The sequence below is a fragment of the Polaromonas sp. P1_F2 genome (assembly GCF_056405735.1).
This window is the reverse complement of sequence record NZ_JBFUBN010000007.1, coordinates 1-25,780: the sequence shown is the minus strand read 5'-3', so window position 1 is coordinate 25,780 and position 25,780 is coordinate 1. Positions and strand designations below refer to the sequence as shown.

Below are 25,780 nucleotides of genomic sequence, written 5' to 3'. Positions count from 1 at the left end.
GTGTTTTCAGCAGTTACCATGCAACTTTGTGTTTCGTACATTGCAAACTGCCGGTTCGCGCCTGGCTTGACTGAATGCTTATGGAAGACTCCACGCCCCGCATCGAACAGCAGGACACGCCGCAAGGCCGGCTGTTTGTCGTGCAAGGTGCGTGGACGGCCGCCGGCCTTACCGGTGAGCACGTGTGGGAAGCGCTGACCGTGCAGCTCCAGGGATTCGGCGACGCCTCCTCTTCTCAGGCCGGCTGGAATCTTGAACAGGTCGGCAAACTCGACCACCTGGGCGCGCAAGTGCTGTGGAACCACTGGGGCCGCAACTGGCCGGCGCAGCTGCAGGTTGAGCCCAACCAGCGAGCTGTGCTGGAGACGGTCGCCAAATTCAGCACCGACCCGCCCAGCCCCCGAAAAACCGACTGGAGCGAACCCTTCATCCTGCTGGGCACCCGCGTGCTGCGGCTGCTGGACCATCTCAAGGGTCTGGTGCGCCTGATCGGGCAGCTGCTGCTGGACATCATTCGCCTGGTGCGGCGCCCGCATGAAGGCCCCTGGCGCGACCTCTCGGGCCACTTGTTCCATATCGGCGCCACCGCGCTGCCGATCACCGCGCTGGTGGGCTTCCTGATTGGTGTGGTGCTGGCCTACCTGATCTCGCAGCAATTGCGCCAGTTCGGCGCCGACGCCTTCATCGTCAACATCCTGGGCATTTCGCTGATCCGCGAACTCGGTCCGGTGCTGGCCGCCATCCTGATCGCCGGGCGCAGCGGCTCGGCCATCACCGCGCAGATCGGCGTGATGCGCGTCACCGAGGAGCTCGATGCCATGCGCGTCATGGGCATCCCGCGCGGCTTTCGCCTGGTCATGCCGCGCGCGTTGGCGCTGGCGGTGGTGATGCCGCTGATCAGCGTCTGGACCACCATCGCCGCCTTGCTGGGCGGCATGCTGGCGGCCGACATTTCGATGGATGTCACACCGGCCTACTTCATCAATTCGCTGCCGGCCGCGGTCGAAGTGGCCAACCTCTCGCTGGCCACGGCCAAGTCGGTGGTGTTCGGCGTGCTGATCGCGCTGATCGGCTGCCACTACGGCCTGCGCGTCAAGCCCAACACTGAAAGCCTGGGGCAGGGGACGACGGCCTCGGTGGTGACCTCGATCACAGTGGTCATCCTGGTCGATGCCTTGTTCGCCGTTCTCTTTAAGAGTGTCGGCATATGACTACGGCCCCCACGTTCGCCCACTGCGTGTGGCTCACTGCCCCCCAAGGGGGCTCATTTTCCTTGGGGCGGCCCGGCGGAAAACTTCATTCTTCAAAACACCTTCGGCGTTTTCCCAATGAGTGATCCCATCGTCGACATCAAAAAACTCTGGACCGTGTTCCCCAACGGCGAGAAAAAGGCCGTGGTGCACAAGGACCTGGACCTCAGCGTGCAGCGCGGCGAGGTGCTGTCCCTGGTCGGCGGTTCGGGCACCGGCAAGACCGTGTTGCTGCGCCAGATGCTGGGGCTGGAGAAGCCGACCCAAGGCGAGATCACCGTGCTGGGCCGGCCGGCGGCCGAGCTCGGCAAGCAGGGCGCGGCCAGCCGCGTCGGCATGCTGTTCCAGCAGGGGGCGCTGTTCTCGGCCTTCACCGTGCTGGAGAACATCGCCTTTCCGCTGCGCGAACTCAAGATTTTGCCGCGCGCGCTGGTCCACGAGGCGGCCATGGTCAAGCTGCAGATGGTGGGCCTGGGCCCCGACGCGGCCGACAAGATGCCCAGCGACCTCTCGGGTGGCATGGTCAAGCGGGTGGCGCTGGCGCGCGCCCTGATCATGGACCCGCCGCTGCTGCTGCTCGACGAGCCCACCGCCGGCCTGGACCCGGAAAGCTCCGACAGCTTCGTCTCGCTGCTGCGCTCGCTGCACCGCGATATGGAGCTCACGGTGGTGATGGTGACGCACGACCTGGACACGCTGTTCGAGCTCAGCACGCGCATCGCGGTGCTGGCCGAGCAGAAGGTCATCGTCAACGACGTACCCAAGGAGGTGGTGGCTTTCCCACACCCCTTCATCCACGAATTTTTCCTCGGTGAAAGGGGACAGCGCGCAATGGAGCTATTACGCGAGTACCCTTTTACGGTATAGAAAGGCATCACTATGGAAAACAAAGCCCATGCCATGGCCGCCGGCGCGTTTGTACTGGTGGTCACCGCCCTGCTGGCCCTGCTGGCTGTCTGGCTCACGCGCGACAACACCCAGCGCGACCTCTACGATATGAGCACCGGCGAAACCGTCTCCGGCCTGCAGCCGCAGGCGGCGGTGCGGTTTCGCGGCGTGCCGGTGGGCAAGGTCGAGCTCATAGGCTTCGATACCAAGGTCAAGGGCAATGTGCTGATCCGCGTCTCCATAGACCGCAGCGCGCCCGTCACCAAGTCCACTTTCGCCACCGTGGCCTCGCAGGGCGTCACCGGGCTGGGTTTCATCCAGCTCGATGACGACGGCAAGTCGGCCGAACGGCTGGCGGTCAACGACGACGACCCGCCGCGCATCCCGCTCAAACCCGGCGGCCTCGACAAGCTGCTCAAGCAAAGCGAGGTGATCTTCAACCAGGTCGAGGAAGCCAGCACGCGGCTGAACAAGCTGCTGTCCGACGAAAACCAGCAGGCCCTGACGGCGGCCGTCAAGCAGCTCGGCGATGCCGCCGGCAGCATAGACCGTGTCGCCAAAGGCCTGGAGCCGACGGTGGCGTCCTTGCCGGCCCTGTCCCGCAACACCACGGCCACGCTGAACTCCGTCAAGACCGCCGCGGACGACATCAGTGTGACTGCCACCCGCCTCAATGAAAAAGGCGGGCCGCTCGACAAGCTGTCCGAAGGCGGCACCGCCCTGGCCACCGGTGTGGAAACCTTCAGCGCCGGCACGCTGCCCAAGCTCGGGGAGGTCGCCGACGAAACCGCGCGCGCCATGCGCCAGCTGCGCCGCACCGTGAGCGCGGTCGACGACAACCCGCAGTCGCTGATCTTCGGCAACGGCCCGCCTGTGCCCGGGCCGGGCGAACCCGGCTTTTCCGCTTCTGGAGTGAAAAAATGATGAGCGCTTTTTCCCAACCATCATCGCGGGCCGCCGGCCTGGTGTGTGCGCTGCTGGCCGCCCTGGCGCTGGGCGCCTGCTCGGGCCTGCCCGACAAACCCACGCGCGCCACCATGTACGACTTCGGGCCGGGTCCGCTCGCGACACCTCCCACGACGCGCCAGGCGCCGCTGCCCGCATTGGCCCTGGACGACATCTCGACCCCGGGCGGCGCACTGGACAACATGGCCGTGCTGTACCGCCTGGGCTATGCCGATGCGCAGCAGCTGCGCCCCTACTCGCAGGCGCGCTGGAGCATGCCGCCCGCGCAACTGGTGCGCCAGCGCGTGCGCCTGCAACTGGGCCAGCGCCGCGCCGTGTTCGACGCCGGGGCCAGCGTGGCGCTGAACCGCAGCCAGAACGCAGTGCTGCCGCTGATGCTGCGCCTGGACCTGGAAGAATTCAGCCACGTGTTCACCGCGCCCGATACCAGCGTCGGGTTGATCCGGCTGCGCGCCACGCTGGTGGAGGTCACGCCGGCCGGCGACAAGCTGATCGGCCAGCGCAACGTCATCGTGCAGCGGCCCGCGCCCAGCAGCGACGCGCCCGGCGGTGTCCGTGCCCTGACGGCCGCCACCGACGCGGCCATCGAGGAGATCGATCAGTGGCTGCAGCAAACTCCCGCACGCTGACGCGCGCCGCGCCATGAAAACGCTGCAGGAACAGCTGGACGCCGCCGGGCTGCAGGTCTTCGGTTGCTGCGAACGCCTGAGCGCTTACGGCCCGGACCTGCTGCAGACCTCGCAACTGCTGCAGGACTTCACGCCCGCAGAGGCCGACGTCCTGGGCGCGTCCATGCTGCTGGTGCGCGCCGAGCCGGGCCAGGTGATGATCCGCGAGGGCGAATCCGGTGACTGGATGATGCTGATCCTCAAAGGCACGGTCGACGTCACCAAGCGCCTGGAGTCTGCGGCCGATGCAGCCCAGGCCGAAGCCGATGGCGGCGCCGAAGCGCTGGTGTCGCGCGTGGCCGTGGTGCGCGGCGGCGCGGCGATCGGCGATATGTCCATGCTCGACAGCGAACCGCGCTACGCCACCTGCACCGCCATCGAGGCGGTCGAAGCCGGTGTCTGGGGCCGCCATGAAATAGCCCTGCTGATCCGCGACCATCCCGGCGTGGGCGCCAAGCTGCTGGTCAAGATCACGCAGATGATGGCGCAGCGCCTGCGCAATACCAGCAACCAGCTGGTCAAACTGATAAGAAAAAAATGACCCCCGTCCGGGCTCACTTCGTGTAGCCCGTTCCCCCCCTTCAAGGGGGCGGCGCCTGGGGCCGGCAAAGCCGGACCCTCGGCCCCCACTGGTGAAATACCCGCTGGGGTGACTTCACCCTCGCTTCACAGAGGCGGCCGGATCTCATCCTGACCTCACACACGCTTTGCACACTTCCCTTCGTTGTTCAAACGAAAGGAAGCCATGAAACAAAAACTCCTCGCGCTGGCCCTGGTGCTGGTCCTGCTGGTCCTCGCCCTGTTCCAGATCAGCGGCGTGGTGCACGACCGCCAGACCTACCGGCAGATCGCCATCCAGAGCGTGGCCCAAAGCCTGGCCGGCCCGCAGACCTTGACGGGCCCGCTGATCCATCGGGCTTGTACCGAAGAATGGGACGTCAAGTATGAGGGCAAGAAGGTGCAGACCGAGCGCCGTGAATTCCTGCTGGTGGCTGCACCGGCCTCCCTCACGCTCAAGGGCGGCAGCAAGCTCGAGGCGCGCGCCCGCGGCCTGCATGCGACGCAGGTGTTTAACCTCAAAGCCGACATCGTGGCCGAATGGACCGACACCGAAGCGCTCAAGCCCGTGTCCGAGCATGCCGGCTCGCGCATGAATTGCGGCCAGCCGCTGTTGATGATGGCTGTGTCCGACTCGCGCGGCATCCGGCATGCCAGCGTGAAAATCGGCGAGCAGGTGTTGGCGCTCAAGCCCGGTACTTTTTACGGCAGCTACCCGCGCGGCGTGCACGCGCCGCTGCCCATCACCATGGTGGGCGCGGCGCCGCTGCAGGCACAACTGACGCTGGAGTTGATGGGCACCGAAAGCATTTCAGTCGTGCCGCTGGGCGGCGACACCCGGGTGCAGCTCAGCTCCAACTGGCCGCACCCGAGTTTTGGCGGGCAGTTTTTGCCGGTGGACCGCAAGATCACGGACGACGGCTTTGAGGCCAGTTGGCGCGTCAGCTCCCTGGCCAGCACCGCGCAGCAGGACGTGACGCAAGCGGATGCGGGCAAGCGCAAGGCCGTTTGCCCGTCTTACAGCGACGGCTCGGCCACCAACGGCTGCGTCGAGGCTTTCAACGTGACCTTTGTCGATCCTTCCAACACCTATGCGCTCAGTGACCGGGCCACCAAGTACGGCCTGTTGTTCATCGGCCTCACCTTTTTAGCGGTGGGGCTGTTCGAGTTCATGAAGTCGCTGCGCGTGCACCCGATCCAGTACCTGCTGGTCGGCGCCGCAATGAGCATGTTTTTCCTGCTGCTGGTGAGCCTCTCGGAGCACATGCCCTTTGAATCCGCCTACGCCATGGCCTCAACCGCCTGCGTGCTGCTCCTCACCTTTTACGCCAGCCACATGCTGGGCCATTGGTCGCGCGGCCTGCCTTTCGGCCTGGGCATTGCCACGCTGTACGGCATGCTGTTTGTCTTGCTGCGGATGGAGCAGACCGCCTTGCTGCTGGGCGCCGTGGCCTTGTTCGCCGTGCTCGCCGCCATCATGATGCTGACGCGCCGCGTGGACTGGTATGCACGCTTCAAGCAGGCCGAACCGGCCAAACCTGGGCCTGCGAAGGTGGCAGGGTGATGGGCGCGGCCAGGCTAGAAATACAGCTCGACCCGCAAGCCGGGCCGGGTGTTGCGCACTACCATGCGGCCGCCATGCAGCTGCATGATCTGCCGCACGATGGCCAGCCCCAGGCCCGAGCCCTTGGTGTGGCCGTCGGGGCGTACCGTCGAGAAGAAGCGTTCGCCCAGCCGGGGCAGGGCGTAGTCGGCCACGCCAGGGCCGTTGTCCTGCACGGCGATACGGTCCGGCCCGGCCTCCAGCGTGATGGTCGAGCCCTGGGGCGCGAACGAGCGCGCGTTTTCGAGCAGGTTGCTCAGCGCCAGGCCCAGCAGGCCGGGCTCCGCATGCACGCCGGCATGTTCCGGGCTGATTACGATTTTGATGACATGCTGGGCCCGGCCGCCCGCCGTCTCAAAGGGCTTGAGGACGCCGGCCCACAAAAGGCGCTCGCGCTCTACCTGTGCATGGCGCTGCTCCAGCTTCGTCAGCTCGAGCATGCGGTCCACCAGCGCCTGCATGCGGGCGGACTGGGCCAGTACCTGCCCCGAAAACTCGCGGCGCGCGTCTTCGGGAAGCTCGTCCTGCAGCAGCTCGCCCGCGCCGCGAATCGCGGCGATCGGGCTCTTGAGCTCGTGCGTCAGCGCGCGCACGTAATCTTCTATGTACTCGTGGCCCTCGAGCTTCAGGCGCATGGCATCGACTGCCATGGCCAGCTCGCCAAGCTCGCCCGATATCTGCGGAACCGCGGGTTTGCCGCCCTGGCCGACGGCGTTGGCATAGCGGCGCAGCTTGCGAATGCTCCACACCACCCACAGCGTCACGGCCACGCCGATGGCCAGCGACAGCACCAGCAACAGCGCGCCGCTTAGCAGGATTTTCCGCTCAGCCCGGTCTATGAAGGCCTGGATGGTGGACATCGGCTTGGCGACGGTCAGCACGCCGATGATCTTTCCGTCCCGCTGCACCGGCGCGGCCACGTACATCACCGAGGTGCGGTCGTCCTGCTGCACCTCGCGGGTTGCGCGCGCGCCGTATTCGCCGCGCAGGGTCAGGGCCACGTCGCGCCAGCGTGAATAGTCCTGGCCGGTCGCCAGGTTCTCCGAGTCGAACACCACCTTGCCGCCCGCGTCGGTGATGTAGACGCGGAAGTCCAGCGACTGCTTGGCCAGGCCCCAGATCTGCGCGTCGATCGGGCGCTTGGCGTAGTTGCGTACATGGCCGGCAAAGCGGCCTTCGGCAATGGCGCCGGCCGCCAGGTCGTCGCCGGCCAGCTCGGCCAGGATGTTGGCGGTGTCCACCATCATGTCTTCCATGACTTCGCGGACGCTGGGTTTCACTTCAGCCACAAAGACGCGCAGCGTGAAAACCGCGGCCAGCCCGGTGACCAGGAAAAATCCGAACAGCAGGCGTATGCCCAGGCGCATGTCAGCCGCCTTTGACGCGGTTTAGATCGAGGCAGTAGCCCATACCCCGGTGAGTCACGATGTAGTCGTGCTCTGGCGCTATTTCCTGCAGTTTGGCGCGCAAGGTCTTGATGTGGGTGTCCACCGTGCGGTCCGTGCTGTCCGAGTCCGTTCCCCAGACCGCGCCCAGCAAGTCGTCGCGCGAGCGGATGCGGTCGCGATGCCGCAGCAGGTCGGCCAGCAGGCCGAACTCGCGGCGCGTCAGGTTAAGCGGGCGGCCGTGCAGGCTCACGCGCTGGCCCGCGGGGTCGATCTCGAAAGGGTTGCCCGCAAGCGCTGGCGCGGGGGCCGGCATGCGCGCGCGCCGCAGCAGGCTGCGCACGCGCGCCAGCAGTTCGCGCGGGCTGAAGGGCTTGCTCACGTAGTCGTCGGCGCCCAGCTCCAGCCCCAGCACGCGATCGATCTCCTCGCCCTGGGCGCTGAGCATCAGCACCGGCAGGCTGCCGGCGGCGCGCAGCTCGCGGCACAAGTCCAGGCCGCTGCCGTCGGGCAGGCCCACGTCGAGGATCACGGCGTCGGGCGGCTGCCGGCTGATCTGGGCGCGGGCATCGCCCAGCAGCAGGCTGTGGGTCACACTGAGACCGTCGCGCTCCAGCGTGTAAATGATGGAGCGGGCAATCGCCGGGTCGTCTTCCACCAGCAGGATGCGCGCGCCAGCCATCTGTGCGAGCCGTTCAGGAGCGCAGGATGGGGAATAACTTCCCGAGGCCGTCGGCCATCACCTCGACGGACAGCGCGGCCAGGATCAGGCCCATCAACCGCGTCATCACGTTGATGCCGGTTTTGCCCAGCACGCGGGCAATCGGCTCGGCTAGCGAAAAGCAGATCGCGGTGGCCAGGGCGATCACGATACCGTAACCGACCAGCATGGACAGCTGCAGGGCGGTCTTGGCTTTTTCAGCATAGATTACGACCGTGGACATGGTGGCCGGCCCCGTCAGCAGCGGGATCGTCAGCGGCACCACGGCGATGCTGGCGCCGCGCGCCGCCTTGGCCGCGCCGTCTTCCATTTCGTTGGTTTGGGGCTTGGCTTCGGCCGGCTGCGCGTTCAGCATGTTCATGGAGCTGATCAGCAGCAGCATGCCGCCGCCCACCTGGAAACTCGCCAGCGAGATGCTGAAGAAGTCGAGGATCTGCAAGCCCAGCAGCGCGCTGATCGCAATCACGACAAAGGCCGTGAAAGAGGCCACCAGCACGGTGCGGCGGCGCTGCTCGTCGGAAAAATCCTGCGTGTAGTGGATGAAAAAAGGCACGATGGCTAGCGGGTTGACGATGGCCAGCAGCGTGACGAGCGGTTTGAAATCCATCGTTCTTCCTTAAGAGTAGCTAAGCATGCAGGCGCGAAAGTTACCTGCCGCCTGCTACATCGAGCAGCGCGCCTGTTGTGTAGCTTGCATTGTCGCCGAGCAGCCAGACTATGGACTCCGCTACCTCTTCGGCGGTGCCGGGCCGCTGCATGGGCACCTGCGGCGCCAGGTCGCGGGCGCGGTCGGGCAGGCCGCCCGAGGCGTGGATGTCGGTGTCAATGATGCCGGGGCGCACGGCGTTCACGCGTATGCCCTCGGTGGCGACTTCCTTGGCCAGCCCGACGGTGAAGGTGTCGATGGCGCCCTTGGCGGACGCGTAGTCCACATACTGGCCGGGGGCGCCCAGCCGCGCCGCCGCGCTGGAGACATTGACGATGGCGCCGCCCGCGCCGCCGTGGCGGGTGCTCATGCGCTTGACGGCTTCGCGCGCGCAGAGGAAGGAGCCGAACACATTGATCTCGAACATACGCCGCAGCCGCGCCAGGGTCATGGCGTCGACGCGAGTGGTGCGGTCCACCACGCCGGCGTTGTTGACCAGGCCGTCCAGCCGGCCGAGCTTGGCATCCACTTTCTCGAACATCGCCAGCACCTGCGCCTCATCGGCCACGTCGGCCTGGACCGTGATGGCCTGGCCGCCGGCCTGGCGGATCAGCCGCACCACTTCGTCGGCCGCCAGCGAATTGCTGGCGTAATTGACGGCCACCGCCCAGCCCTGGCGCGCCGCCAGCAGGGCCGATGCCGCGCCGATGCCGCGCGAACCGCCCGTGATCAGAAGAACTTTTGACAAACCGCACCTCCTGCAGAAAATGGCAATCCCGGGTAAAAACGGGGACTTGGCGGATCAATGTACCCTAAGCCGTAGCTTGCGCAATGCCCGGCCGCCCGGCGGCGCGGAGCCCCATCCAGAGACCCTGACGGAGACAAACTTGAGCACCACCATTGATTACTATTTCACCCCGCAAAGCCCCTGGACCTACCTGGGACACGAGCGCTTTGCGCAAATTGCCCGGGCGGCGGGCGCCATCGTACGGGTGTTGCCCATAGACCTGGGCGGCAAGGTGTTCCCGATCTCCGGCGGGCTGCCGCTGGGCCAGCGCGCGCCGCAGCGGCAGGCCTACCGGCTGCTGGAGTTGCAGCGCTATTCGGACCACCTGCATGCGCCGCTGAACCTCAAGCCCAAGTACTTCCCGGTCTCCGGCGACGACGCGTCGCGCCTCATCATCGCGGTGGACATGCATGACGGCAGCGAGGCCGCGATGAAAATCGGCGGCGCGATCTTCAGCGCCGTATGGGTGCGTGAACGCCACATCGCCGACGAAAAGGTGCTGGCCGAGTTGCTGGCCGAATGCGGCATGCCCGCCGAGCGGCTGGAGCAGTCCTTCAGCCAGGCCGTGCAGGAGCGATATGAGGCCAATACCCAGCAGGCAATTGACGCCGGTGTGTTCGGCGCGCCCAGCTATGTCGTGAACGGGGAGCTGTTCTGGGGCCAGGACCGGCTTGATTTCGTCGAACGCAAGCTGATGGCGGGCGCCTAGGCGGTTCGCCGGTTGATTCATCCATCTATCGCACATCCATTCTTGAAGGAGCATCACACCATGGGCCAATTCATCCAACTCACCGCGGCCGACGGTTTTTCCGTGCCGGCCTACGTCGCCAAACCCGAAGGCAAGCCGCGTGGCGGCGTCGTGGTGGTGCAGGAAATCTTCGGCGTCAATTCGCATATCCGCGCCGTCACCGACCGTTTCGCGGAACAGGGCTACCTGGCGGTGGCGCCGGCCACCTTTGAACGCGTCAAGCCCGGCGTCGACATGGGCTACAGCGAAGAAGACATGAAAGCCGGCTTCGAACTCAAAACCGCCGTCAGCGCCTTGCCCGGCGCCGGCGTGCTGCAAGACCTGCAGGCGGCGATAGACCATGCGGCCAAGGCCGGCGGCGGCAAGGTCGGCATCATCGGCTTTTGCTGGGGCGGCCTGCTGACCTGGCGCGCGGCCTGCCTGCTGGACGGGCTCTCAGCGGCGATCCCCTATTACGGCGGCGGCATCACGGCCGAGGAAGAAATCGAGCGCCAGCCCAAGTGTCCCGTCATGGCCCACTTCGGCGACCAGGACCACTGGATTCCCATGGAAGGCATTGAGGCTTTCACCAAGGCGCACCCCGAGGTCGAGGTGCATATCTACCCGGCCAACCACGGCTTTAACTGCGACCAGCGCGGATCCTATAGCGAGGCGGCGGCCAAGCTGGCGCGTGAGCGTTCGCTGGCCTTCTTCGCCGCGAAGCTGGGCTGAAGAGGTGGTTTATCGGCGTGGTTGGGCTGCCTGTAAATTTCATGGAAATGTGCGCGGCAACGAACTGCTGCGCTAGCCCGCAGGGAGAGTGGAATGAAATACATCGTTGTAGGCGGTACTTCGGGCATCGGCCTGGCGACCGCGAAGCTGGCGCTGGACGACGGTCATGAAGTGGTGGTGGCTGGGCGCGACCCGGCCAAATTTTTCGCCGCGCAGGCCTTGGGTGTCCAGGCGCGGCAACTTGATGCCGGTGATGCGGCAGCCTGCGCCGTGTTCTTCAAGGCAGAAGGCGGTTTTGACCATCTGGTGCTGAGCGTCTCCGGCTCCTCAGGCGCGGGCTTGTTCCGTGAGTTGAACCTGTCCGAGCTGCGCAAGGGCTTTGAAGGCAAATTCTGGCCGCAGCTGCAGTGCGCCCAGGCTGCCCTGCCGACCCTGAAAGCGGATGGATCCATCACCTTCGTTGGCGCCATTTCTTCGCGTGCCTTGCAGCCTGGCACTTCGGGCCTGGCTGCGATCAATGCGGCGTTGGAAGCAATGGTGCCTGTGCTCGCCTCCGAGCTCAGGCCCTTGCGCGTCAATGCCCTGGTGCCCGGCGTGGTCGATACCCCCTGGTGGTCGCGCGTGCCAGAGGCCGCACGAGCCAAATTGTTTGAAGAGCTGGCCAGCAAGGTGCCCGTCGGCCGTGTTGGCAAGCCCGAAGACCTGGCGGCAGCGCTGATGCTGCTGACCACCAACACCTTCATCACCGGCACCATCCTCGACTGCGACGGCGGCTGGAAATTAAAGAGCCCCTGAGGGCTCCAGCCAAGCGGGGTCGGGGCTCTGCCGGGCCGCAGGCGGGCGACCCTTCGGGGGTAGGGCGCTGCACGAAGTGAGCGACCGCAGGGGCACAATATGTTTATGTACCAACTCCACTTCTCTCCAAGTTCCGCGGCCATGGCGCCCCACATCCTGCTCCAGGAACTGGGTGTTCCCTTTGAAAAAATCCTGGTCGACACCAGCACGGGCGCCCACCGCTCGGAGGCTTACCGCAAGCTCAACCCCAACGGCCTGATCCCGACGCTGGTCGACGGCGATCTGGTGCTTTACGAAACCGCCGCGATCTGCATGCATCTGTGCGACAGGCATCCCGAGGCCGGCCTGGCCCCGGCGCTGGGCACGGCGGAGCGCGCGCATTTCTACAAATGGCTGGTCTGGCTGACCAATACCGTGCAGTCCACTCTGATCATTTATTTCTACACCGACCGCTGGATGGATGCGGGCAACAGCGCGGGCGTGGCCGAACTGAAATCGCATGCCGAGGCCAAGGTCGGCCTGATGCTGGACCAGCTGGACGCGGAGCTCGCCCGGCTGGAAAAAACGCAGGACCAGCCCTGGCTGCTGGGCGCGAACTATTCGGCGGTGGACATCTACACGCTGACGCTGTGCCGCTGGACGCGCAATTTCGCCTCCAAGCCGGCGCGTGACCGCGCACATCTCGGCGCCTATTTGAAGCGTGCGCTGGCACGCCCCGCGGTGATCAGAGCTTTTGAGGCCGAAGGGCTGGCCCAGCCCTGGGTCTGAGGCGGAGCCACTCACAAAACCCTCCTGGCGTTGTTGCGCCGCCTTGCCGTACTGGTGTACTGTCTGCGGCGACGCGCCTAGCCAGGACCGCTTCGCTGGATTTTGTAAGCGGCTCTTGGGAGTGGGGAGTCTACTTCGGCGGGTTCTCGTTCTGCGCCTGCTCGATCTGGGCCACCAGCTTTTCCGGGTCGGTGTCTTCCTTGAGGATGCGAACGTCCGGGTCGGGGCTGTCGGCCCCCACTTTTTTGGCGATGCGTTCCAGCATCTGGATCATCTTGGTGTTTTCCTGCTCAGTCAGCAGGTTGATCTGCAAATCGAGCTGGTTGCGCCTGTCGCTGACGCGCAGCTCGTAGTTCTGGCTGATCAGGATGAAGGACGACAGAAAAATCGCTTCGAGCGACACCACCAGCGTGAGAAAGGTGAAGGGGTAGGGGTCCCAATGCGCCAGCCCCGGCCACGTGTTGAAGGCAATCCAGCACGCGAAGGCGGCCACATGCAACCATACAAAAGGCATGGAGCCGCAGAAGCCGGCGATGAAGGCGGCCATGCGGTCGGCGCGGCTGCGGTTGGCCATCGCCATTTCCTCCACGCGCCGCATGGACTGAACGTTTTCGCGGGTGAGGTCGTCCGCGCAGACCTTGGGCGGGGTCTTCCCGCTGAAGCGGTTTTTCATGTGTCCTCCTTTCGCAGGCGGGGCAGGCCGGCGGAATCAGCGCCGCGCCAGTCCCCGCGCGAGGTACAGGGCGTCAGGCACCGCGGCGCCGCTGGCTGTATTGTCGAAGACGCACCAGGCCGAGGCGTCAGACGCCGCCGCACGTTTGAGCCGGACAAGCAGCGCATCGAGCACGTCCGGCGCATAGGCCGAGTAATACATGCGCGGTGAGCCGTGCAAGCGCACATAGACCAGCGCCGGGTCGCCGCCGGGCGCACGGCCCGCGTCGAACAGCACCGGGTCGGCCAGCACGCGGCCGATCTTCAGTTCTTTCAGCAGGTCGTCGGCCGGCGCCGTGAACCAGCTCGCATGGCGCGGCTCCAGCGCGACGTCGCCGGCATGGCGCCGGCGCAGCCCGGCCAGAAAATCGCCGGCCGAGGCCGCGTCGAACGCCAGGCTGGGCGGCAGTTGCACCAGCAGGCAGCCGAGCTTTTCGCCGAGGCAATTGACCTGCTTGAGGAAGGCGTCCAGCAGGCTTTCGCCGCCGCGCAGGCGTTTTTCGTGGGTGAGGGTCTTGGGCAGCTTGACGGAAAAGCGGAAATCCGCGGGAACGCTGCCGGCCCAGCGCGCGTAGGTGGCCGGCTGGTGCGGGCGGTAAAAGGAGGAGTTGATCTCTACCGCGTTGAAGCGCGCGGCATAGCGCTGCAGGTGGCTGCCGTCCTCGGGAAATTCCGGCCAGCTTTCGCGCGGCAGGCTCCAGCCGGCGCAGCCCACCCGCAGGCCCGCGATTGCGCTGGGCTGGGTACCGGGCTGCATGGGGGACTCTTGTGTCAGTACTGGCTGCGCTGGCGCATGTCGCTGCGCAGGCGGTCGAGCTGGTAGCCGGCGTCGCGCACCGCGTAGCGGGCTTCTTCAATGCGGCGGTCCGAGCGCGAGAGCTGCTCGCGCAGCGTGCGCTTGCGGTCATCGGCGGTTTTGCTGTCACGCAGCTCCGCCTCCATCTGGTCCTGTTCGCGCTGCAGCCGCGCCAGGTTCTTGCGGGCCTCCTGGTCGCGCCAGGCAATGCCATGGATATTGCGGAAGTTCTGGTCCATGGGGGCCGGGCACACGCCTTCGTAACTGTTGCCGGCCAGGCCTTCGTTAAGGGCATTGGCCGGCTGGCAGTAGCTTTGCAGGCCCTGTGTGCGGCCCGCGCGGTAGACCGCCACATTCACGGGCACGCCGGCCTTGCTGCAGGACTCGTAGTAGTCGGCGGCGCGGTCGGCGCTGCCGCGGCTGCCGTCCTGCACGCCCAGCTGGCGCCAGTCGGCGGTGGCGCATTCGGCGGGGCTCAGGCTTTCGCAGCCGGCCAGCAACGCCGAGACCGCCAGCATGACCGGCCAGGTCGCTCGCGGCAGGGAAGCGCCAGCGACGAAGAGGCGGGTGAAGGCAGCGGGCATGGCGGTGTCTCCTGCGAATGGACTGGGGATTGCGGCGCGCCTAGCCGCGGGTGCGGGCGATATATTGCTTGCGCCAGAATACCGTCCCGACCACGGCGACGATCAGGACCATGAAGCCGAAGGTCCACCAGAAGCCCTTGCTGGTGTGGAGAAAGGGCATGAACTCGAAATTCATGCCGAAGAAACCGGTGATCAGGTTCAGCGGCAGGAAGATGGCGGTCAGCGCCGTGAGCGTGCGCATGATGTCGTTGGTGCGGTTGCTTTGCGCCGAAAAATGCATCTGCACGGCGGTCTCGGCGCTCTGCTCCATGCGGCGCACGTGGTGGACCACGCGCTCGATGTGCTCCAGAACGTCGCGCGAGCGCACTTTCAGCAGTTCGCGTTCGCGCACCGCGGCGGGCGTCACACCCTCGGGCCAGGTTTCCACGGAGTCGATCCAGTCCTGCACGGCCGAGCGCTGGTCTTCACAGATTTCGTCCAGCTGGTGCATGGCCAGCCGCGCGTCGAGCACCGAGCTCCAGTTGGTAAAGCGCGTGCCGGGCCGGAGCAGTTCGGACTGCCAGTGGTCGAGCTGGCGCGTGAGTTCGCGCCGGAGCTCCAGGTAGCCGTCGACGATCTGGTTGACGATGCGCAGCATCATGTCGGCGGGGCTGGCGGGCAGCTTGACGCCGCTGGAGCGGGACTCGGCCGTGGTGGCGTTCAGCAGCCGTGACGCGTAGGCATCGCGTACCGCGCAATCGGCGGGATGCACCGTCAGCAGCAACTTGTCGAACACGGCGAAGCCGACCGGACTGGTGTCTATGCGCTTGAGCACCGGCGGCCCGCCGCGTTTCATGCGTTCCTGCAGCGGTTCGCCGGGCCGGCCGGGGGCGGTCTCGGTCTGGCCGGCCGCCAGGCGGCGGAACACCAGGATGTCGTATTGCGAGGTGTAGTCGTAGTGCGAGGGCAACTGGTTGTTCAGCAGGTCGGAGACATGCAGGTCCACCAGCTGGGTGCCGCACAGCAGTTGCAGGCTGGTCTGGATCTGGGCCTGCAGCGCCTCGAACTCGCGGCGGGCGCAGGCGACCCAGACAAAGCCCTGGGCGGGCAGCTGGGTCGGCAGGGCGTCGGTTTCGGTGACGCCTGGGCTGCCGCCGGCGCTGATGGTGAAAACGCGCACCGCTCAGCCTTGCCGCAGCTTGCGGGCGGCGTCGATGGCGAAATAGGTCAGCACGCCGTCGGCGCCGGCGCGCTTGAAAGCCAGCAGGCTTTCCATCATGACGGCGTCGTGGTCCAGCCAGCCGTTCTGCGCGGCGGCTTTCATCATGGCGTATTCGCCGCTGACCTGGTAGGCGAAGGTGGGCACCTTGAACTCGTCCTTCACGCGGCGCACGATGTCCAGGTAGGGCATGCCGGGCTTGACCATCACCATGTCGGCGCCTTCGGCGATGTCCAGGGCCACTTCGCGCAAGGCTTCGTCGCTGTTGCCCGGGTCCATCTGGTAGACCTTTTTGTCGGCCTTGCCGAGGTTGCCGGCCGAGCCCACCGCATCGCGAAAGGGACCGTAGAAGGCGCTCGCGTATTTGGCGCTGTAGGCCATGATGCGGGTGTGGATCAGCTTTTTCGCCTCCAATGCCTGGCGGATGGCGCCGATGCGGCCGTCCATCATGTCGCTGGGCGCGACCATGTCGACGCCGGCCTCGGCCTGGCACATCGCCTGCCTCACCAGCATCGCCACCGTCTCTTCATTCAGGATGTAACCGTTTTCGTCCGGCAGTCCGTCCTGGCCGTGCGTGGTGAAAGGGTCCAGTGCGACATCGGTCATCACGCCCAGGCCGGGGAAATTCTTCTTGAGTTCGCGCACCACGCGTGGAATCAGGCCGTCCGGGTTGGTGGCTTCCTTGCCGTCGTAAGTTTTGAGCGAGGCCTCCACCACGGGGAACAGCGCCATCACCGGGATACCCAGCTTCACGCACTCTTCGGCCACCGGCAACAGCAAGTCCAGGCTCAGGCGTTCAACCCCGGGCATGGAGGCCACCGGCTGGCGCTGCTGTTTTCCGTCCACCACAAATACCGGATAAATCAGGTCGCTTGAGGTAAGTGTGTGCTCGCGCACCAGATTGCGGGTAAAGGCATCGCGACGCAGGCGACGGGGGCGGCCCGCCGGAAAGGGGGCGAAGTTGGAGGCGTGGAAAGTCATGGGCAAATTGTGCCAAAGCTTTAGCAAGCTGTTCACTGTTTAAACGCGGCCCGTTGAAACCGGGAAGGGCTTTCACGAGCGCCATGAAGTACCTGGCGCGCGGTCCCTGCCTGGGTTGCGCTTGCCCAGCTTTACATGAAAGTTTCTTAGGTTACTTATTAAATCATTGCCAAGGGCCGACGGCGGTGGTTAGAATTAATACGTGTGGTTACCAATTTGGCAGCTACATCCCGCTTTTCCTCCCTGAGCGGGGCCTTTGCGTGTGACAGCAAAAAGGCTTGCCAGCCCGGTGGCCCAGCGCCCCGGGCATTTTTTTGCCCGGCGCATTCATAAATCCGTTTGCCGGGCGAATCGCTGCGTTGCCGCGGTGCTCGCAATCCTCATGGACTTGAGTCCATTCCGGTTGCTGTGCTCCGGGCGCCTTGCGCTTCATCCCGGTAAACGGATTTCTGAACGCGCCGTAGCGTCCTTCGCCAATCCTGCAGCGAGACCGGGGGCTGACGGGCATGCGGACTAAACTAGCTCCATGCTTTGGGTCAAATCACTCCACATCGTTTTTATCGCCAGCTGGTTTGCCGGGCTGTTTTATTTGCCGCGCATTTTTGTGAACCTGGCGATGGTCCCGCCGGAAAGTGTGGCTGAGCGTGAGCGGCTGGTCCTGATGGCACGAAAGCTAATGCGATTCACGGCCATCCTGGCCGTGCCGGCGCTGGTTTTTGGCCTGTGGCTGTACCTGGGTTACGGCATAGGCCGCGGGCCGGGCAACGGCTGGATGCATGCCAAGCTGGCTGTGGTGGCGCTGGTGATCGGCTACCACCACGCCTGCGGCCGCCTGCTGGCAAAGTTCGTCGCCAACCGCAATACGCGCAGCCACAAGTGGTTTCGCTGGTTCAATGAAGTGCCGGTGCTGTTGTTATTAGCGGCAGTCATCCTGGTCGTTGTGAAGCCCTTTTAGGATCACCAACCGGGCATCACAGTGAAGAAGGCCCCCCCCAACCCAGCAGACGCGGGCGAACCGGCTTCGCCGGGCGCCTTGCGTCGCCCCCTGCAAGGGGGGAAGGAACTACACGAAGCGCAGCGAAGTGAGAACGACGGGGGTGCGCCACATCCAGGGGGTGCGCACAGAACAGCTGCCTGGCCGCTCGCATTGGCCGCCATCTGCCTGATTGTTTACGCCAGCCTGTACCCCTTCGCCGACTGGCGCGACCAGGGCATCTCCCCTTTTCGCTTCCTGACGGCGCCGCTGCCGCAGTACTGGACGGGGTTTGACGTGGGCGCCAACCTGCTGGGTTACGCGCCGCTGGGGTTTTTATTGGCGCTGTCGGCGCTGCGCAGCCGGCGCGTGTCCTGGGCCGTGACGGTGGCGGTGCTGGCCAGCGGCCTGCTGTCCCTGGCGATGGAAACGCTGCAAAGCTATCTGCCGTCGCGCATTCCCTCCAATGTCGACCTGCTGCTCAATACGCTGGGCGCCTGGCTGGGCGCGTGTTTTGCCTGGGCCCTGGAAAAAACCGGCGTGGTGGACCGCTGGGGCCGCTTTCGGGCGCGCTGGTTTGCCTACGACGCGCGGGGTGCGCTGGTGCTGCTGCTGCTCTGGCCGCTGGCCCTGCTGTTTCCGGCGTCCGTGCCCATGGGCCTGGGGCAGGTGTTCGAGCGGCTGGAGGCGGCCCTGGCCGATGTTCTGACGGACACGCCTTTCCTGCAGTGGATGCCGGTGCGCGATGTGGAGCTGCAGCCCCTGGTGCCTATCGCCGAGCTGATCTGCGTGGCGCTGGGCGCGTTGATTCCCTGCCTGCTCGGCTATTGCGTGATTCGCACGCTCTGGCAACGGGCGGCGTTCTCGGCGGCGGCGATCGCGGCGGGTATTGGCGCGTCGGCGTTGTCCGCCGCCCTGAGTTACGGTCCCGACCACGCCTGGGCCTGGCTGGACATCCCGGTGCAGGCCGGCATAGGCCTGGCGGCCGTTTTGGCGCTGCTGCTGCTGGCGGTGCCGCGCCGCGCCGCGGCGGCGCTCGCGCTGCTGGCGCTGGCCATCCATCTGGGGCTGCTCAACCAGGCGCCTGCGGACCCCTACTTCGCACAGACGCTGCAGACCTGGGAGCAAGGCCGCTTCATCCGCTTTCATGGGGTGGTGCAGTGGCTGGGCTGGCTCTGGCCGTATGCGGCCTTGCTCTACGTGCTGGTGCGGCTGTCGGGCCGCGAACCGCGGGCTTGATGCCGCAATCGCCGTCTTCTGCTACTATCGCAGCGCGATCTCCCTCAAGAGTTGCCGTAAGCGTTTACGTCAATCAACGCGCCTACCACCGCCGGCCATGCCGGGCGTGTGTTTTCCCTTCGGCCTTCCGGCCGCGGGAAAGGCGCCTTGACTGGACGGCTTATGGAAACATATATGAACTCTTCGAAATCTTCGTCGCGCACCCTTTTCGGTTTTGCCAAACTCCCCGCACGCAGCGCGCGCTGGGTAATCCCCTTGCTGCTGTCGCTTTTCATGACTTGCATCGTCTCCCTTATCAGCACGCTCAAGGGCGTGGGGATCACGCCCGGCGTCCTGCGCACCTGGCTGGGCGCCTGGGCTATTTCCTGGGTCATTGCCTTTCCGACCTTGCTGCTGCTTCTGCCGCTGGTGAGGAAGGCGACGGCCTTCGTCGTCGAGGCCGCCTGAGCCTGCGGAACATATCGAACACAACATCCTCTAAAGTCACTGCATGCCTGAACAAAATTCCTATTACGAACGCCATATCTTCTTTTGCCTGAACCAGCGCGCCAACGGTGAAGACTGCTGCGCCGACCATCGCGCGCAGGAAGGCTTTGATCGCTGCAAGTCGCAGGTCAAGGCCGCCGGGCTCGCCGGGCCGGGCAAGGTGCGGGTCAACAAGGCCGGCTGCCTGGACCGCTGCGCCGCCGGCCCGGTGGCCGTGGTCTACCCGGAAGCGGTCTGGTACACCTATGTGGATGCCAGCGACATCGATGAAATCGTCGAGTCGCATCTCAAGAACGGCAAGGTGGTTGAGCGCCTGCTCACACCCGCGCACCTGGGGCGCTAGGCCCCTCGATTGAAAGTGTTTCCGTGAACTCCCAAACCCAAAAATCCCTCATCGAGGGCCCGGCGGGCGCGCTTGAGGTCGCACTGGACCTTCCCGCCGGCGCTTCGCGCGGCGTGGCGGTCATCGCACATCCGCATCCGCTGTTTGCCGGCACCATGGACAACAAGGTGGTGCAGACGCTGGCGCGGGCCTTTGTGCACTGCGGATGGACGGCGGTGCGCTTTAACTTTCGCGGCGTGGGCGGCAGCGCCGGCAGCCACGACGAAGGGCGGGGCGAGCTCGAGGATTTGCTGGCGGTGGTGGAGCACGCCGCGCCGGCAAGCGCCGCGCAGCCGCTGGCGCTTGCCGGATTTTCCTTCGGCGCCTTCGTCACCACGCATGCATTCCAGCGCCTGGCCGCCAGCCGCGACATCGAAAAACTGGTGCTGGTCGGCACCAGCGTGACCCGTGCGCCGGCCGCGCCGATCGAGGAGGCTGCGCATCTCAAGACCTTGGTCGTGCATGGAGAGCAGGACGACACCGTTTTGCTCTCCGCCGTGCTCGACTGGGCGCGCCCGCAGGCGCTGCCTGTTACGGTTGTCCCCGGGGGCGGCCATTTCTTTCATGGACAATTGCCCCTGTTGAAAAATCTTGTGGTTCGCCACCTGTCTTCGCCCTCGGCCTGACCCGTGCCGCCAGACCTTTCGTTCAATTCCTACTTTTCAGCGATACCCCCAATGCAAGCTTCCCTCAAGGCTCCCCGACCCATCCAGGGCCTGCGCGCCTTCACCGCCGCCGTTTTCCTGGTTTTCTCCGCGGTGCTACCGCTGGCGCACGCCCAGGTGCCGCAAGCGCCGGAAATCGCCGCGCGCTCCTATTTGCTGCTGGACGTGACCGCCAACCAGATACTGGCCGCCAAGGACGTCGACTCCCCGGTCGAACCGGCCTCGCTGACCAAGCTGATGACCGAATACCTGGTGTTCGACGCGCTCAAGTCCAAGAAGATCAACCTCAAGCAGACCTTCGGCGTCAGCGAGCGCGCCTGGAAAATGCCGGGCTCGCGCATGTTCATCGACCCGAAAATGCAGGTGCCCGTCGAGGACCTCATCAAGGGCATGGTGGTGCAGTCGGGCAACGACGCCACCATGGCGCTGGCTGAAGGCGTGGGCGGGACGGCCGAGCATTTCGTGCAGCTCATGAACGAGCAGGCCAAGGCCCTGGGCATGAAATCGACTTCCTACAAGAACCCCGAAGGCCTGACAGAACCCGGCCACACCACCACGGCGCGCGACCTGAGCATCCTGGCCACGCGTCTGATGACGGATTTCCCCGACTACATCGGCTACTCGGCCATCAAGAAATACCGCTATCCCGGCACGCCGGCGGCCAACGACACCAACCGCAATACCCTGCTGTTCCGCGACCCGACCGTGGACGGCCTCAAAACCGGCCATACCGACGCCGCCGGCTACTGCATGATCGCCACGGCCAAGCGCGACTTTCCCAATCTGGGCGCGGCCGGCGCGCCGGGCGGCCGGCGCCTGCTGGCCATCGTGCTGGGTACGTCCAGCGACAGCGCGCGCGCCAACGAATCGCAGAAACTGCTGAACTGGGGCTATACCGCCTATGAAGCCGTGAAGCTGTTTGACGCCGGTCAGGCCGTAGTGACGCCGTCCGTCTGGAAGGGCAAGTCGTCCACCGTGAAGCTGGGCCGCCCCCAGGCCATCGTGGTAGCGGTCGCCGCCGGTAGCGCGCCCAAAGTCAAAACCCAGGTGGCCCGACCCGACCCGCTGGTAGCGCCTTTCACCAAAGGGCAGGCACTCGGCACACTCAAGGTGATGCTGGGCGACAACCCGGCGCCGGTGGCCGAAGTGCCGCTGGTCGCGCTGGAAACGGTCGAAGAGGCCGGCATTCTGGGCCGCGCCTGGGATGCCATCCGGCTCTGGATTAAATAGCTTCCGCGGCAACCTATACGGAGTGTGCGCTAACATTCGCTGAGGTTGAGCTCGTAAGGGGCCGCAAAGCCGGGGAAAGCGTTGGTTTTGCGAGGGCCTGTTTGTGGACGGGCCTGGCACCCGTCGCCTTTTGCTTGAGCGTTTTCCCTAACCGGTTTATACTAGAAGGCTTTTCCGCTTTCACGGCGGGAAATATTTGTGGCCGTATCAACACGGTAAATCAGTTTTCAGACGTTTAGGGACGTTTTCAATGCCAACCATTAATCAGTTAGTCCGTCAGGGGCGCGAGGTCGAAAAGATCAAGTCCAAGAGCCCTGCGATGGAGAATTCTCCGCAGCGCCGCGGTGTGTGCACCCGTGTGTACACCACGACGCCTAAAAAGCCCAATTCCGCTCTGCGTAAGGTCGCCAAAGTGCGCCTGACCAACGGTTTTGAAATCATTTCCTACATCGGCGGCGAAGGCCACAACCTGCAGGAACACAGCGTGGTGCTGGTTCGTGGCGGTCGTGTCAAGGACTTGCCCGGTGTGCGTTACCACATCGTCCGTGGTTCGCTCGACTTGCAAGGCGTGAAAGACCGCAAGCAGTCGCGCTCCAAGTACGGTGCGAAGAAGCCAAAGGCCAAATAAGCCAGACCGGCTCGGGTTTTTCTCTTCACTGAGAGCTCGCGCCAGAAGAAGTTGTCACGGAAGTCTGTGATAGTTCTTCAAAAACAGGTGTTTCACTCGCCCTGGCAGGTGTTTGAAACGAAGTGACCCAAGCGCAAATAGTTGTGCCGGTCGAGTAAGTGAGGGTTTTGATAACTCTCGCGGTGTTGCCAAAGGCAATGCCAACTGAAGCAAAGAGGTGAAAAAATGCCACGTCGTCGCGAAGTCCCTAAACGTGAAATTCTTCCTGATCCGAAATTTGGTGATGTTGATCTCGCCAAGTTCATGAACGTGATCATGCAAGGCGGCAAAAAGGCCGTCGCAGAGCGCATCATTTATGGCGCGCTCGACTTTATCGAGAAAAAGAACCCTGGCAAAGATCCGCTCGAGGCCTTCCACATGGCCATCGGCAACATCAAGCCCATGGTTGAAGTGAAGTCCCGCCGTGTCGGCGGCGCGAACTACCAGGTGCCGGTTGAAGTGCGTCCTGTTCGCCGTATGGCCCTGGCTATGCGCTGGTTGAAGGAAGCCGCCAAGAAGCGTGGCGAGAAGTCCATGTCCCTGCGCCTGGCCAACGAGCTGATGGAGGCGACCGAAGGCCGCGGCGGTGCCATGAAAAAGCGTGACGAAGTTCACCGCATGGCAGAAGCCAACAAGGCATTCAGCCACTTCCGCTTCTAATTTTCGATTGCAGTATTTGCTGCGCTGAATTGACGGGTTGCCGGGCGGTTTCAAGGTGATGTCACCTTGATTGCCGACGGTTCAACCCCAATTTCTGCCAGCCGGGTGTCGTGCACAACATCACTTCCGGCCGGCAGACGCGTAGAAAAAATGAAGGATGCCCGGGTGCCGGGCAGTCTTTCAACGAGTCTTTGTTCGTAACCCCGAACTGAAAGTAATTTATGTCCCGCGCTACCCCCATTTCACAATACCGCAACATCGGCATTTCCGCGCACATTGATGCCGGCAAGACCACTACCACCGAGCGGATCCTTTTTTACACTGGCGTGAACCACAAGATTGGTGAAGTTCACGACGGCGCGGCCACCATGGACTGGATGGAGCAAGAGCAGGAGCGCGGCATCACGATCACCTCCGCTGCTACCACCTGCTTTTGGAAAGGCATGGATACGTCCCTGCCCGAGCACCGCATCAACATCATCGACACCCCGGGCCACGTGGACTTCACCATCGAGGTGGAGCGTTCCATGCGCGTGCTTGACGGCGCCTGCATGGTGTACTGCGCCGTGGGCGGCGTTCAGCCCCAGTCCGAAACCGTCTGGCGCCAGGCCAACAAGTACAAGGTTCCCCGCCTCGCGTTCGTCAACAAGATGGACCGCACCGGCGCGAACTTCTTCAAGGTCGTCGAGCAGATGAAGCTGCGCCTGAAGGCCAGCCCCGTGCCCATGGTGATCCCCATCGGCGCCGAAGAAAGCTTCACCGGCGTGGTTGACCTGCTGAAAATGAAGGCCATCATCTGGGACGAAGCTTCGCAAGGCATGAAGTTCACCTACAGCGACATTCCCGCTGAGCTCGTCGAGCTGGCCAAGGAGTGGCGCGAGAAGATGGTCGAAGCCGCCGCCGAGTCGTCCGAAGAACTCATGAACAAGTACCTTGAAGAAGGCGACCTGACCGAAGCCGAAATCAAGCTGGGCATCCGCACGCGTACCATCGCCAGCGAAATCCAGCCGATGTACTGCGGCTCCGCGTTCAAGAACAAGGGCGTGCAGCGCATGCTGGACGCCGTGATTGAATTCATGCCGTCGCCTATCGACATTCCACCCGTCAAGGGCATGGACGAAGATGAAGCGCCCGTCACCCGCAAGGCTGACGACGAAGAGAAGTTCTCTGCGCTGGCGTTCAAGCTGATGACCGACCCGTTTGTGGGTCAGCTGACTTTCGTGCGCGTTTACTCTGGCGTCCTGAAAAAGGGTGACAGCGTTTACAACCCGATCAAGGGCAAGAAAGAGCGTATCGGCCGTATCGTGCAGATGCACGCCAACAACCGTGAAGAAGTCAGCGAAATCCGCGCCGGCGACATCGCCGCCTGCGTGGGCCTCAAAGACGTGACCACCGGCGAAACTCTGTGCGATCCCGATGCCATCGTCATGCTCGAGCGCATGGTGTTCCCTGAGCCTGTGATTACCCAGGCCGTGGAACCCAAGACCAAGGCCGACCAGGAAAAAATGGGCATCGCACTGCAACGTCTGGCACAGGAAGATCCTTCTTTCCGCGTCAAGACCGACGAAGAGTCCGGCCAGACCCTGATCGCCGGTATGGGCGAGCTGCATCTGGAAATTATTGTCGACCGCATGAAGCGCGAATTCGGCGTGGAGGCCAACGTGGGCAAGCCGCAAGTGGCTTACCGCGAAACCATCCGCAAAACGGTGGAAGACGCTGAAGGCAAGTTCGTGCGCCAGTCCGGCGGCAAGGGCCAGTACGGCCACGTCGTGCTGAAGATTGAGCCCAACGAAGCCGGCAAGGGTATTGAATTTGTCGACGCCATCAAGGGCGGTGTGGTTCCTCGCGAATACATCCCCGCGGTGGAAAAGGGCATCAACGAAGCCGTCACGTCCGGCGTGCTGGCCGGCTACCCTGTGGTCGACGTCAAGGTCACGCTGCACTTCGGTTCGTACCACGATGTGGACTCGAACGAACTCGCGTTCAAGATGGCTGCCATCTTCGGTTTCAAGGAAGGCTGCCGCAAGGCCAGCCCCGTGATCCTGGAGCCCATGATGGCCGTTGAGGTGGAAACACCTGAAGACTACGCCGGCAACGTGATGGGCGATCTGTCCTCACGCCGCGGCATGGTGCAGGGCATGGAAGACATGGTCGGTGGCGGCAAGGCCATCAAGGCAGAAGTGCCCCTGTCCGAAATGTTCGGTTATTCGACGACGCTGCGTTCGATGTCGCAGGGCCGTGCAACGTACTCCATGGAGTTCAAGCACTACTCTGAAGCCCCGCGCAACGTGTCGGAAGCCATCATGGCTTCGCGCGCCAAGTAAAAAAGTCAGCTGCCGGTCCCGTATGGGGCCGGCAGCTTTTTTCCTTGTCTGCGATTGTGTGCCACTTTGTACCCGTGCGAAGTGAATCAGCAACACAGTGCAGACGTTAAACCGTACACGGGCATGTTCTTTATCTGGAGAGAAAAATGGCAAAAGGCAAATTTGAGCGGACCAAGCCGCACGTCAACGTAGGCACGATCGGCCACGTGGACCATGGCAAGACGACGCTGACGGCGGCGATCACGACCGTTCTGGCGTCCAAGTTCGGCGGCGAAGCCAAGGGCTACGACCAAATTGACGCGGCGCCCGAAGAAAAAGCGCGCGGTATTACGATTAATACCGCCCACGTTGAATACGAAACCGCGAACCGCCACTACGCCCACGTGGACT

General features: G+C 64.3%; 29 protein-coding genes. 20 read left to right on the top strand and 9 right to left on the bottom strand.

Annotated features, from left to right (window positions below; all coding sequences use genetic code 11):
* Nucleotides 1-80: 80 nt before the first annotated feature.
* From AC1D0O_RS15020 to creD, 6 genes are all read left to right on the top strand, one after another.
* Complete coding sequence (locus AC1D0O_RS15020; RefSeq protein WP_477654310.1) at nucleotides 81-1,211, top strand: MlaE family ABC transporter permease; 1,131 nt, start codon at nucleotides 81-83, stop codon at nucleotides 1,209-1,211.
* A 117-nt stretch (nucleotides 1,212-1,328) separates the two neighbouring features.
* Nucleotides 1,329-2,117 carry an ABC transporter ATP-binding protein gene (locus AC1D0O_RS15015; RefSeq protein ID WP_477654309.1) on the top strand — a complete coding sequence of 263 codons (789 nt, stop codon included), beginning with the start codon at nucleotides 1,329-1,331 and terminating at the stop codon, nucleotides 2,115-2,117.
* Between the two features lie 12 nt (nucleotides 2,118-2,129).
* Nucleotides 2,130-3,062: an MlaD family protein gene (locus AC1D0O_RS15010; protein ID WP_477654308.1), complete on the top strand. Its 933-nt coding sequence runs from the start codon at nucleotides 2,130-2,132 to the stop codon at nucleotides 3,060-3,062.
* Nucleotides 3,059-3,733, top strand: coding sequence for an ABC-type transport auxiliary lipoprotein family protein (locus AC1D0O_RS15005; RefSeq protein WP_477654307.1), 675 nt, complete (start codon nucleotides 3,059-3,061; stop codon nucleotides 3,731-3,733). The genes AC1D0O_RS15010 and AC1D0O_RS15005 overlap by 4 nt, the downstream gene beginning before the upstream one ends.
* Before the next feature lie 13 nt (nucleotides 3,734-3,746).
* On the top strand, nucleotides 3,747-4,313 hold the full coding sequence (locus tag AC1D0O_RS15000; RefSeq protein ID WP_477654306.1) for a Crp/Fnr family transcriptional regulator: 567 nt from the start codon (nucleotides 3,747-3,749) through the stop codon (nucleotides 4,311-4,313).
* Between the two features lie 204 nt (nucleotides 4,314-4,517).
* A complete protein-coding gene (gene creD, locus AC1D0O_RS14995) occupies nucleotides 4,518-5,894 on the top strand; it encodes a cell envelope integrity protein CreD (protein WP_477654305.1) in 1,377 nt (458 codons plus the stop codon).
* A 14-nt stretch (nucleotides 5,895-5,908) separates the two neighbouring features.
* Here the strand turns inward: creD and creC are convergent, their stop codons facing one another.
* Genes creC through AC1D0O_RS14975 form a run of 4 tightly spaced genes read right to left on the bottom strand, consistent with a single transcriptional unit; the run spans nucleotide 5,909 to nucleotide 9,433 of the window.
* Entirely contained in the window at nucleotides 5,909-7,300 is a 1,392-nt protein-coding gene (gene creC / locus AC1D0O_RS14990; protein WP_477654304.1) for a two-component system sensor histidine kinase CreC, read from the bottom strand.
* 1 nt (nucleotide 7,301) lies between these two features.
* The gene (creB, locus tag AC1D0O_RS14985) at nucleotides 7,302-8,000 is read right to left on the bottom strand and encodes a two-component system response regulator CreB (RefSeq protein ID WP_477654302.1); all 699 of its coding nucleotides are present in this window, start codon (nucleotides 7,998-8,000) and stop codon (nucleotides 7,302-7,304) included.
* A 13-nt stretch (nucleotides 8,001-8,013) separates the two neighbouring features.
* Entirely contained in the window at nucleotides 8,014-8,646 is a 633-nt protein-coding gene (locus AC1D0O_RS14980) for a MarC family protein (protein WP_436155785.1), read from the bottom strand.
* A gap of 40 nt (nucleotides 8,647-8,686) precedes the next feature.
* Nucleotides 8,687-9,433 (bottom strand): SDR family oxidoreductase, encoded by a 747-nt coding sequence (locus AC1D0O_RS14975; protein ID WP_477654301.1) that lies wholly within the window; start codon nucleotides 9,431-9,433, stop codon nucleotides 8,687-8,689.
* A 139-nt stretch (nucleotides 9,434-9,572) separates the two neighbouring features.
* On the opposite strand from AC1D0O_RS14975, the gene AC1D0O_RS14970 reads away from it, so the two are divergent.
* The 4 genes from AC1D0O_RS14970 (at nucleotide 9,573) to AC1D0O_RS14955 (ending at nucleotide 12,494) form a co-directional block, all read left to right on the top strand.
* Complete coding sequence (locus AC1D0O_RS14970; RefSeq protein ID WP_477654300.1) at nucleotides 9,573-10,181, top strand: DsbA family protein; 609 nt, start codon at nucleotides 9,573-9,575, stop codon at nucleotides 10,179-10,181.
* A 60-nt stretch (nucleotides 10,182-10,241) separates the two neighbouring features.
* Nucleotides 10,242-10,931 carry a dienelactone hydrolase family protein gene (locus tag AC1D0O_RS14965; RefSeq protein ID WP_477654299.1) on the top strand — a complete coding sequence of 230 codons (690 nt, stop codon included), beginning with the start codon at nucleotides 10,242-10,244 and terminating at the stop codon, nucleotides 10,929-10,931.
* Nucleotides 10,932-11,024: 93 nt separating this feature from the next.
* Nucleotides 11,025-11,726 carry an SDR family oxidoreductase gene (locus AC1D0O_RS14960; protein WP_477654298.1) on the top strand — a complete coding sequence of 234 codons (702 nt, stop codon included), beginning with the start codon at nucleotides 11,025-11,027 and terminating at the stop codon, nucleotides 11,724-11,726.
* Nucleotides 11,727-11,831: 105 nt separating this feature from the next.
* Complete coding sequence (locus tag AC1D0O_RS14955; protein ID WP_477654297.1) at nucleotides 11,832-12,494, top strand: glutathione S-transferase family protein; 663 nt, start codon at nucleotides 11,832-11,834, stop codon at nucleotides 12,492-12,494.
* 130 nt (nucleotides 12,495-12,624) lie between these two features.
* On the opposite strand, the gene AC1D0O_RS14950 is transcribed toward AC1D0O_RS14955, so the two are convergent.
* From AC1D0O_RS14950 to hemB, 5 genes are read right to left on the bottom strand one after another with little or no spacing between them, the layout of a single operon-like run.
* Complete coding sequence (locus AC1D0O_RS14950) at nucleotides 12,625-13,167, bottom strand: DUF1003 domain-containing protein (RefSeq protein ID WP_477654296.1); 543 nt, start codon at nucleotides 13,165-13,167, stop codon at nucleotides 12,625-12,627.
* Nucleotides 13,168-13,203: 36 nt separating this feature from the next.
* A complete protein-coding gene (locus AC1D0O_RS14945; RefSeq protein ID WP_477654295.1) occupies nucleotides 13,204-13,962 on the bottom strand; it encodes a DUF72 domain-containing protein in 759 nt (252 codons plus the stop codon).
* Nucleotides 13,963-13,976: 14 nt separating this feature from the next.
* Nucleotides 13,977-14,585: a DUF2799 domain-containing protein gene (locus AC1D0O_RS14940; protein WP_477654294.1), complete on the bottom strand. Its 609-nt coding sequence runs from the start codon at nucleotides 14,583-14,585 to the stop codon at nucleotides 13,977-13,979.
* 40 nt (nucleotides 14,586-14,625) lie between these two features.
* On the bottom strand, nucleotides 14,626-15,744 hold the full coding sequence (locus AC1D0O_RS14935; protein ID WP_477654293.1) for a magnesium transporter CorA family protein: 1,119 nt from the start codon (nucleotides 15,742-15,744) through the stop codon (nucleotides 14,626-14,628).
* A gap of 3 nt (nucleotides 15,745-15,747) precedes the next feature.
* Nucleotides 15,748-16,764, bottom strand: coding sequence for a porphobilinogen synthase (hemB, locus tag AC1D0O_RS14930; protein WP_477654292.1), 1,017 nt, complete (start codon nucleotides 16,762-16,764; stop codon nucleotides 15,748-15,750).
* A 526-nt stretch (nucleotides 16,765-17,290) separates the two neighbouring features.
* Here hemB and AC1D0O_RS14925 point away from each other — a divergent pair.
* From AC1D0O_RS14925 to AC1D0O_RS14880, 10 genes are all read left to right on the top strand, one after another.
* Entirely contained in the window at nucleotides 17,291-17,719 is a 429-nt protein-coding gene (locus AC1D0O_RS14925) for a CopD family protein (RefSeq protein WP_477654291.1), read from the top strand.
* A gap of 192 nt (nucleotides 17,720-17,911) precedes the next feature.
* Complete coding sequence (locus AC1D0O_RS14920) at nucleotides 17,912-18,976, top strand: VanZ family protein (protein WP_477654290.1); 1,065 nt, start codon at nucleotides 17,912-17,914, stop codon at nucleotides 18,974-18,976.
* A 174-nt stretch (nucleotides 18,977-19,150) separates the two neighbouring features.
* Nucleotides 19,151-19,423 (top strand): DUF2798 domain-containing protein, encoded by a 273-nt coding sequence (locus AC1D0O_RS14915; protein WP_477654289.1) that lies wholly within the window; start codon nucleotides 19,151-19,153, stop codon nucleotides 19,421-19,423.
* 43 nt (nucleotides 19,424-19,466) lie between these two features.
* Nucleotides 19,467-19,805 carry a (2Fe-2S) ferredoxin domain-containing protein gene (locus AC1D0O_RS14910; protein ID WP_477654288.1) on the top strand — a complete coding sequence of 113 codons (339 nt, stop codon included), beginning with the start codon at nucleotides 19,467-19,469 and terminating at the stop codon, nucleotides 19,803-19,805.
* A 23-nt stretch (nucleotides 19,806-19,828) separates the two neighbouring features.
* Nucleotides 19,829-20,470 (top strand): alpha/beta hydrolase, encoded by a 642-nt coding sequence (locus AC1D0O_RS14905; RefSeq protein WP_477654287.1) that lies wholly within the window; start codon nucleotides 19,829-19,831, stop codon nucleotides 20,468-20,470.
* A gap of 51 nt (nucleotides 20,471-20,521) precedes the next feature.
* Nucleotides 20,522-21,739 carry a D-alanyl-D-alanine carboxypeptidase family protein gene (locus AC1D0O_RS14900; protein WP_477654286.1) on the top strand — a complete coding sequence of 406 codons (1,218 nt, stop codon included), beginning with the start codon at nucleotides 20,522-20,524 and terminating at the stop codon, nucleotides 21,737-21,739.
* Nucleotides 21,740-21,989: 250 nt separating this feature from the next.
* The gene (gene rpsL, locus AC1D0O_RS14895) at nucleotides 21,990-22,367 is read left to right on the top strand and encodes a 30S ribosomal protein S12 (protein ID WP_092130055.1); all 378 of its coding nucleotides are present in this window, start codon (nucleotides 21,990-21,992) and stop codon (nucleotides 22,365-22,367) included.
* A gap of 225 nt (nucleotides 22,368-22,592) precedes the next feature.
* Nucleotides 22,593-23,066 (top strand): 30S ribosomal protein S7, encoded by a 474-nt coding sequence (gene rpsG, locus AC1D0O_RS14890; protein WP_011481226.1) that lies wholly within the window; start codon nucleotides 22,593-22,595, stop codon nucleotides 23,064-23,066.
* A gap of 221 nt (nucleotides 23,067-23,287) precedes the next feature.
* A complete protein-coding gene (gene fusA, locus AC1D0O_RS14885; protein ID WP_457281667.1) occupies nucleotides 23,288-25,390 on the top strand; it encodes an elongation factor G in 2,103 nt (700 codons plus the stop codon).
* A 146-nt stretch (nucleotides 25,391-25,536) separates the two neighbouring features.
* Nucleotides 25,537-25,780: GTP-binding protein (locus tag AC1D0O_RS14880; protein WP_477650650.1), on the top strand; the 244-nt coding region annotated here is incomplete at its 3' end.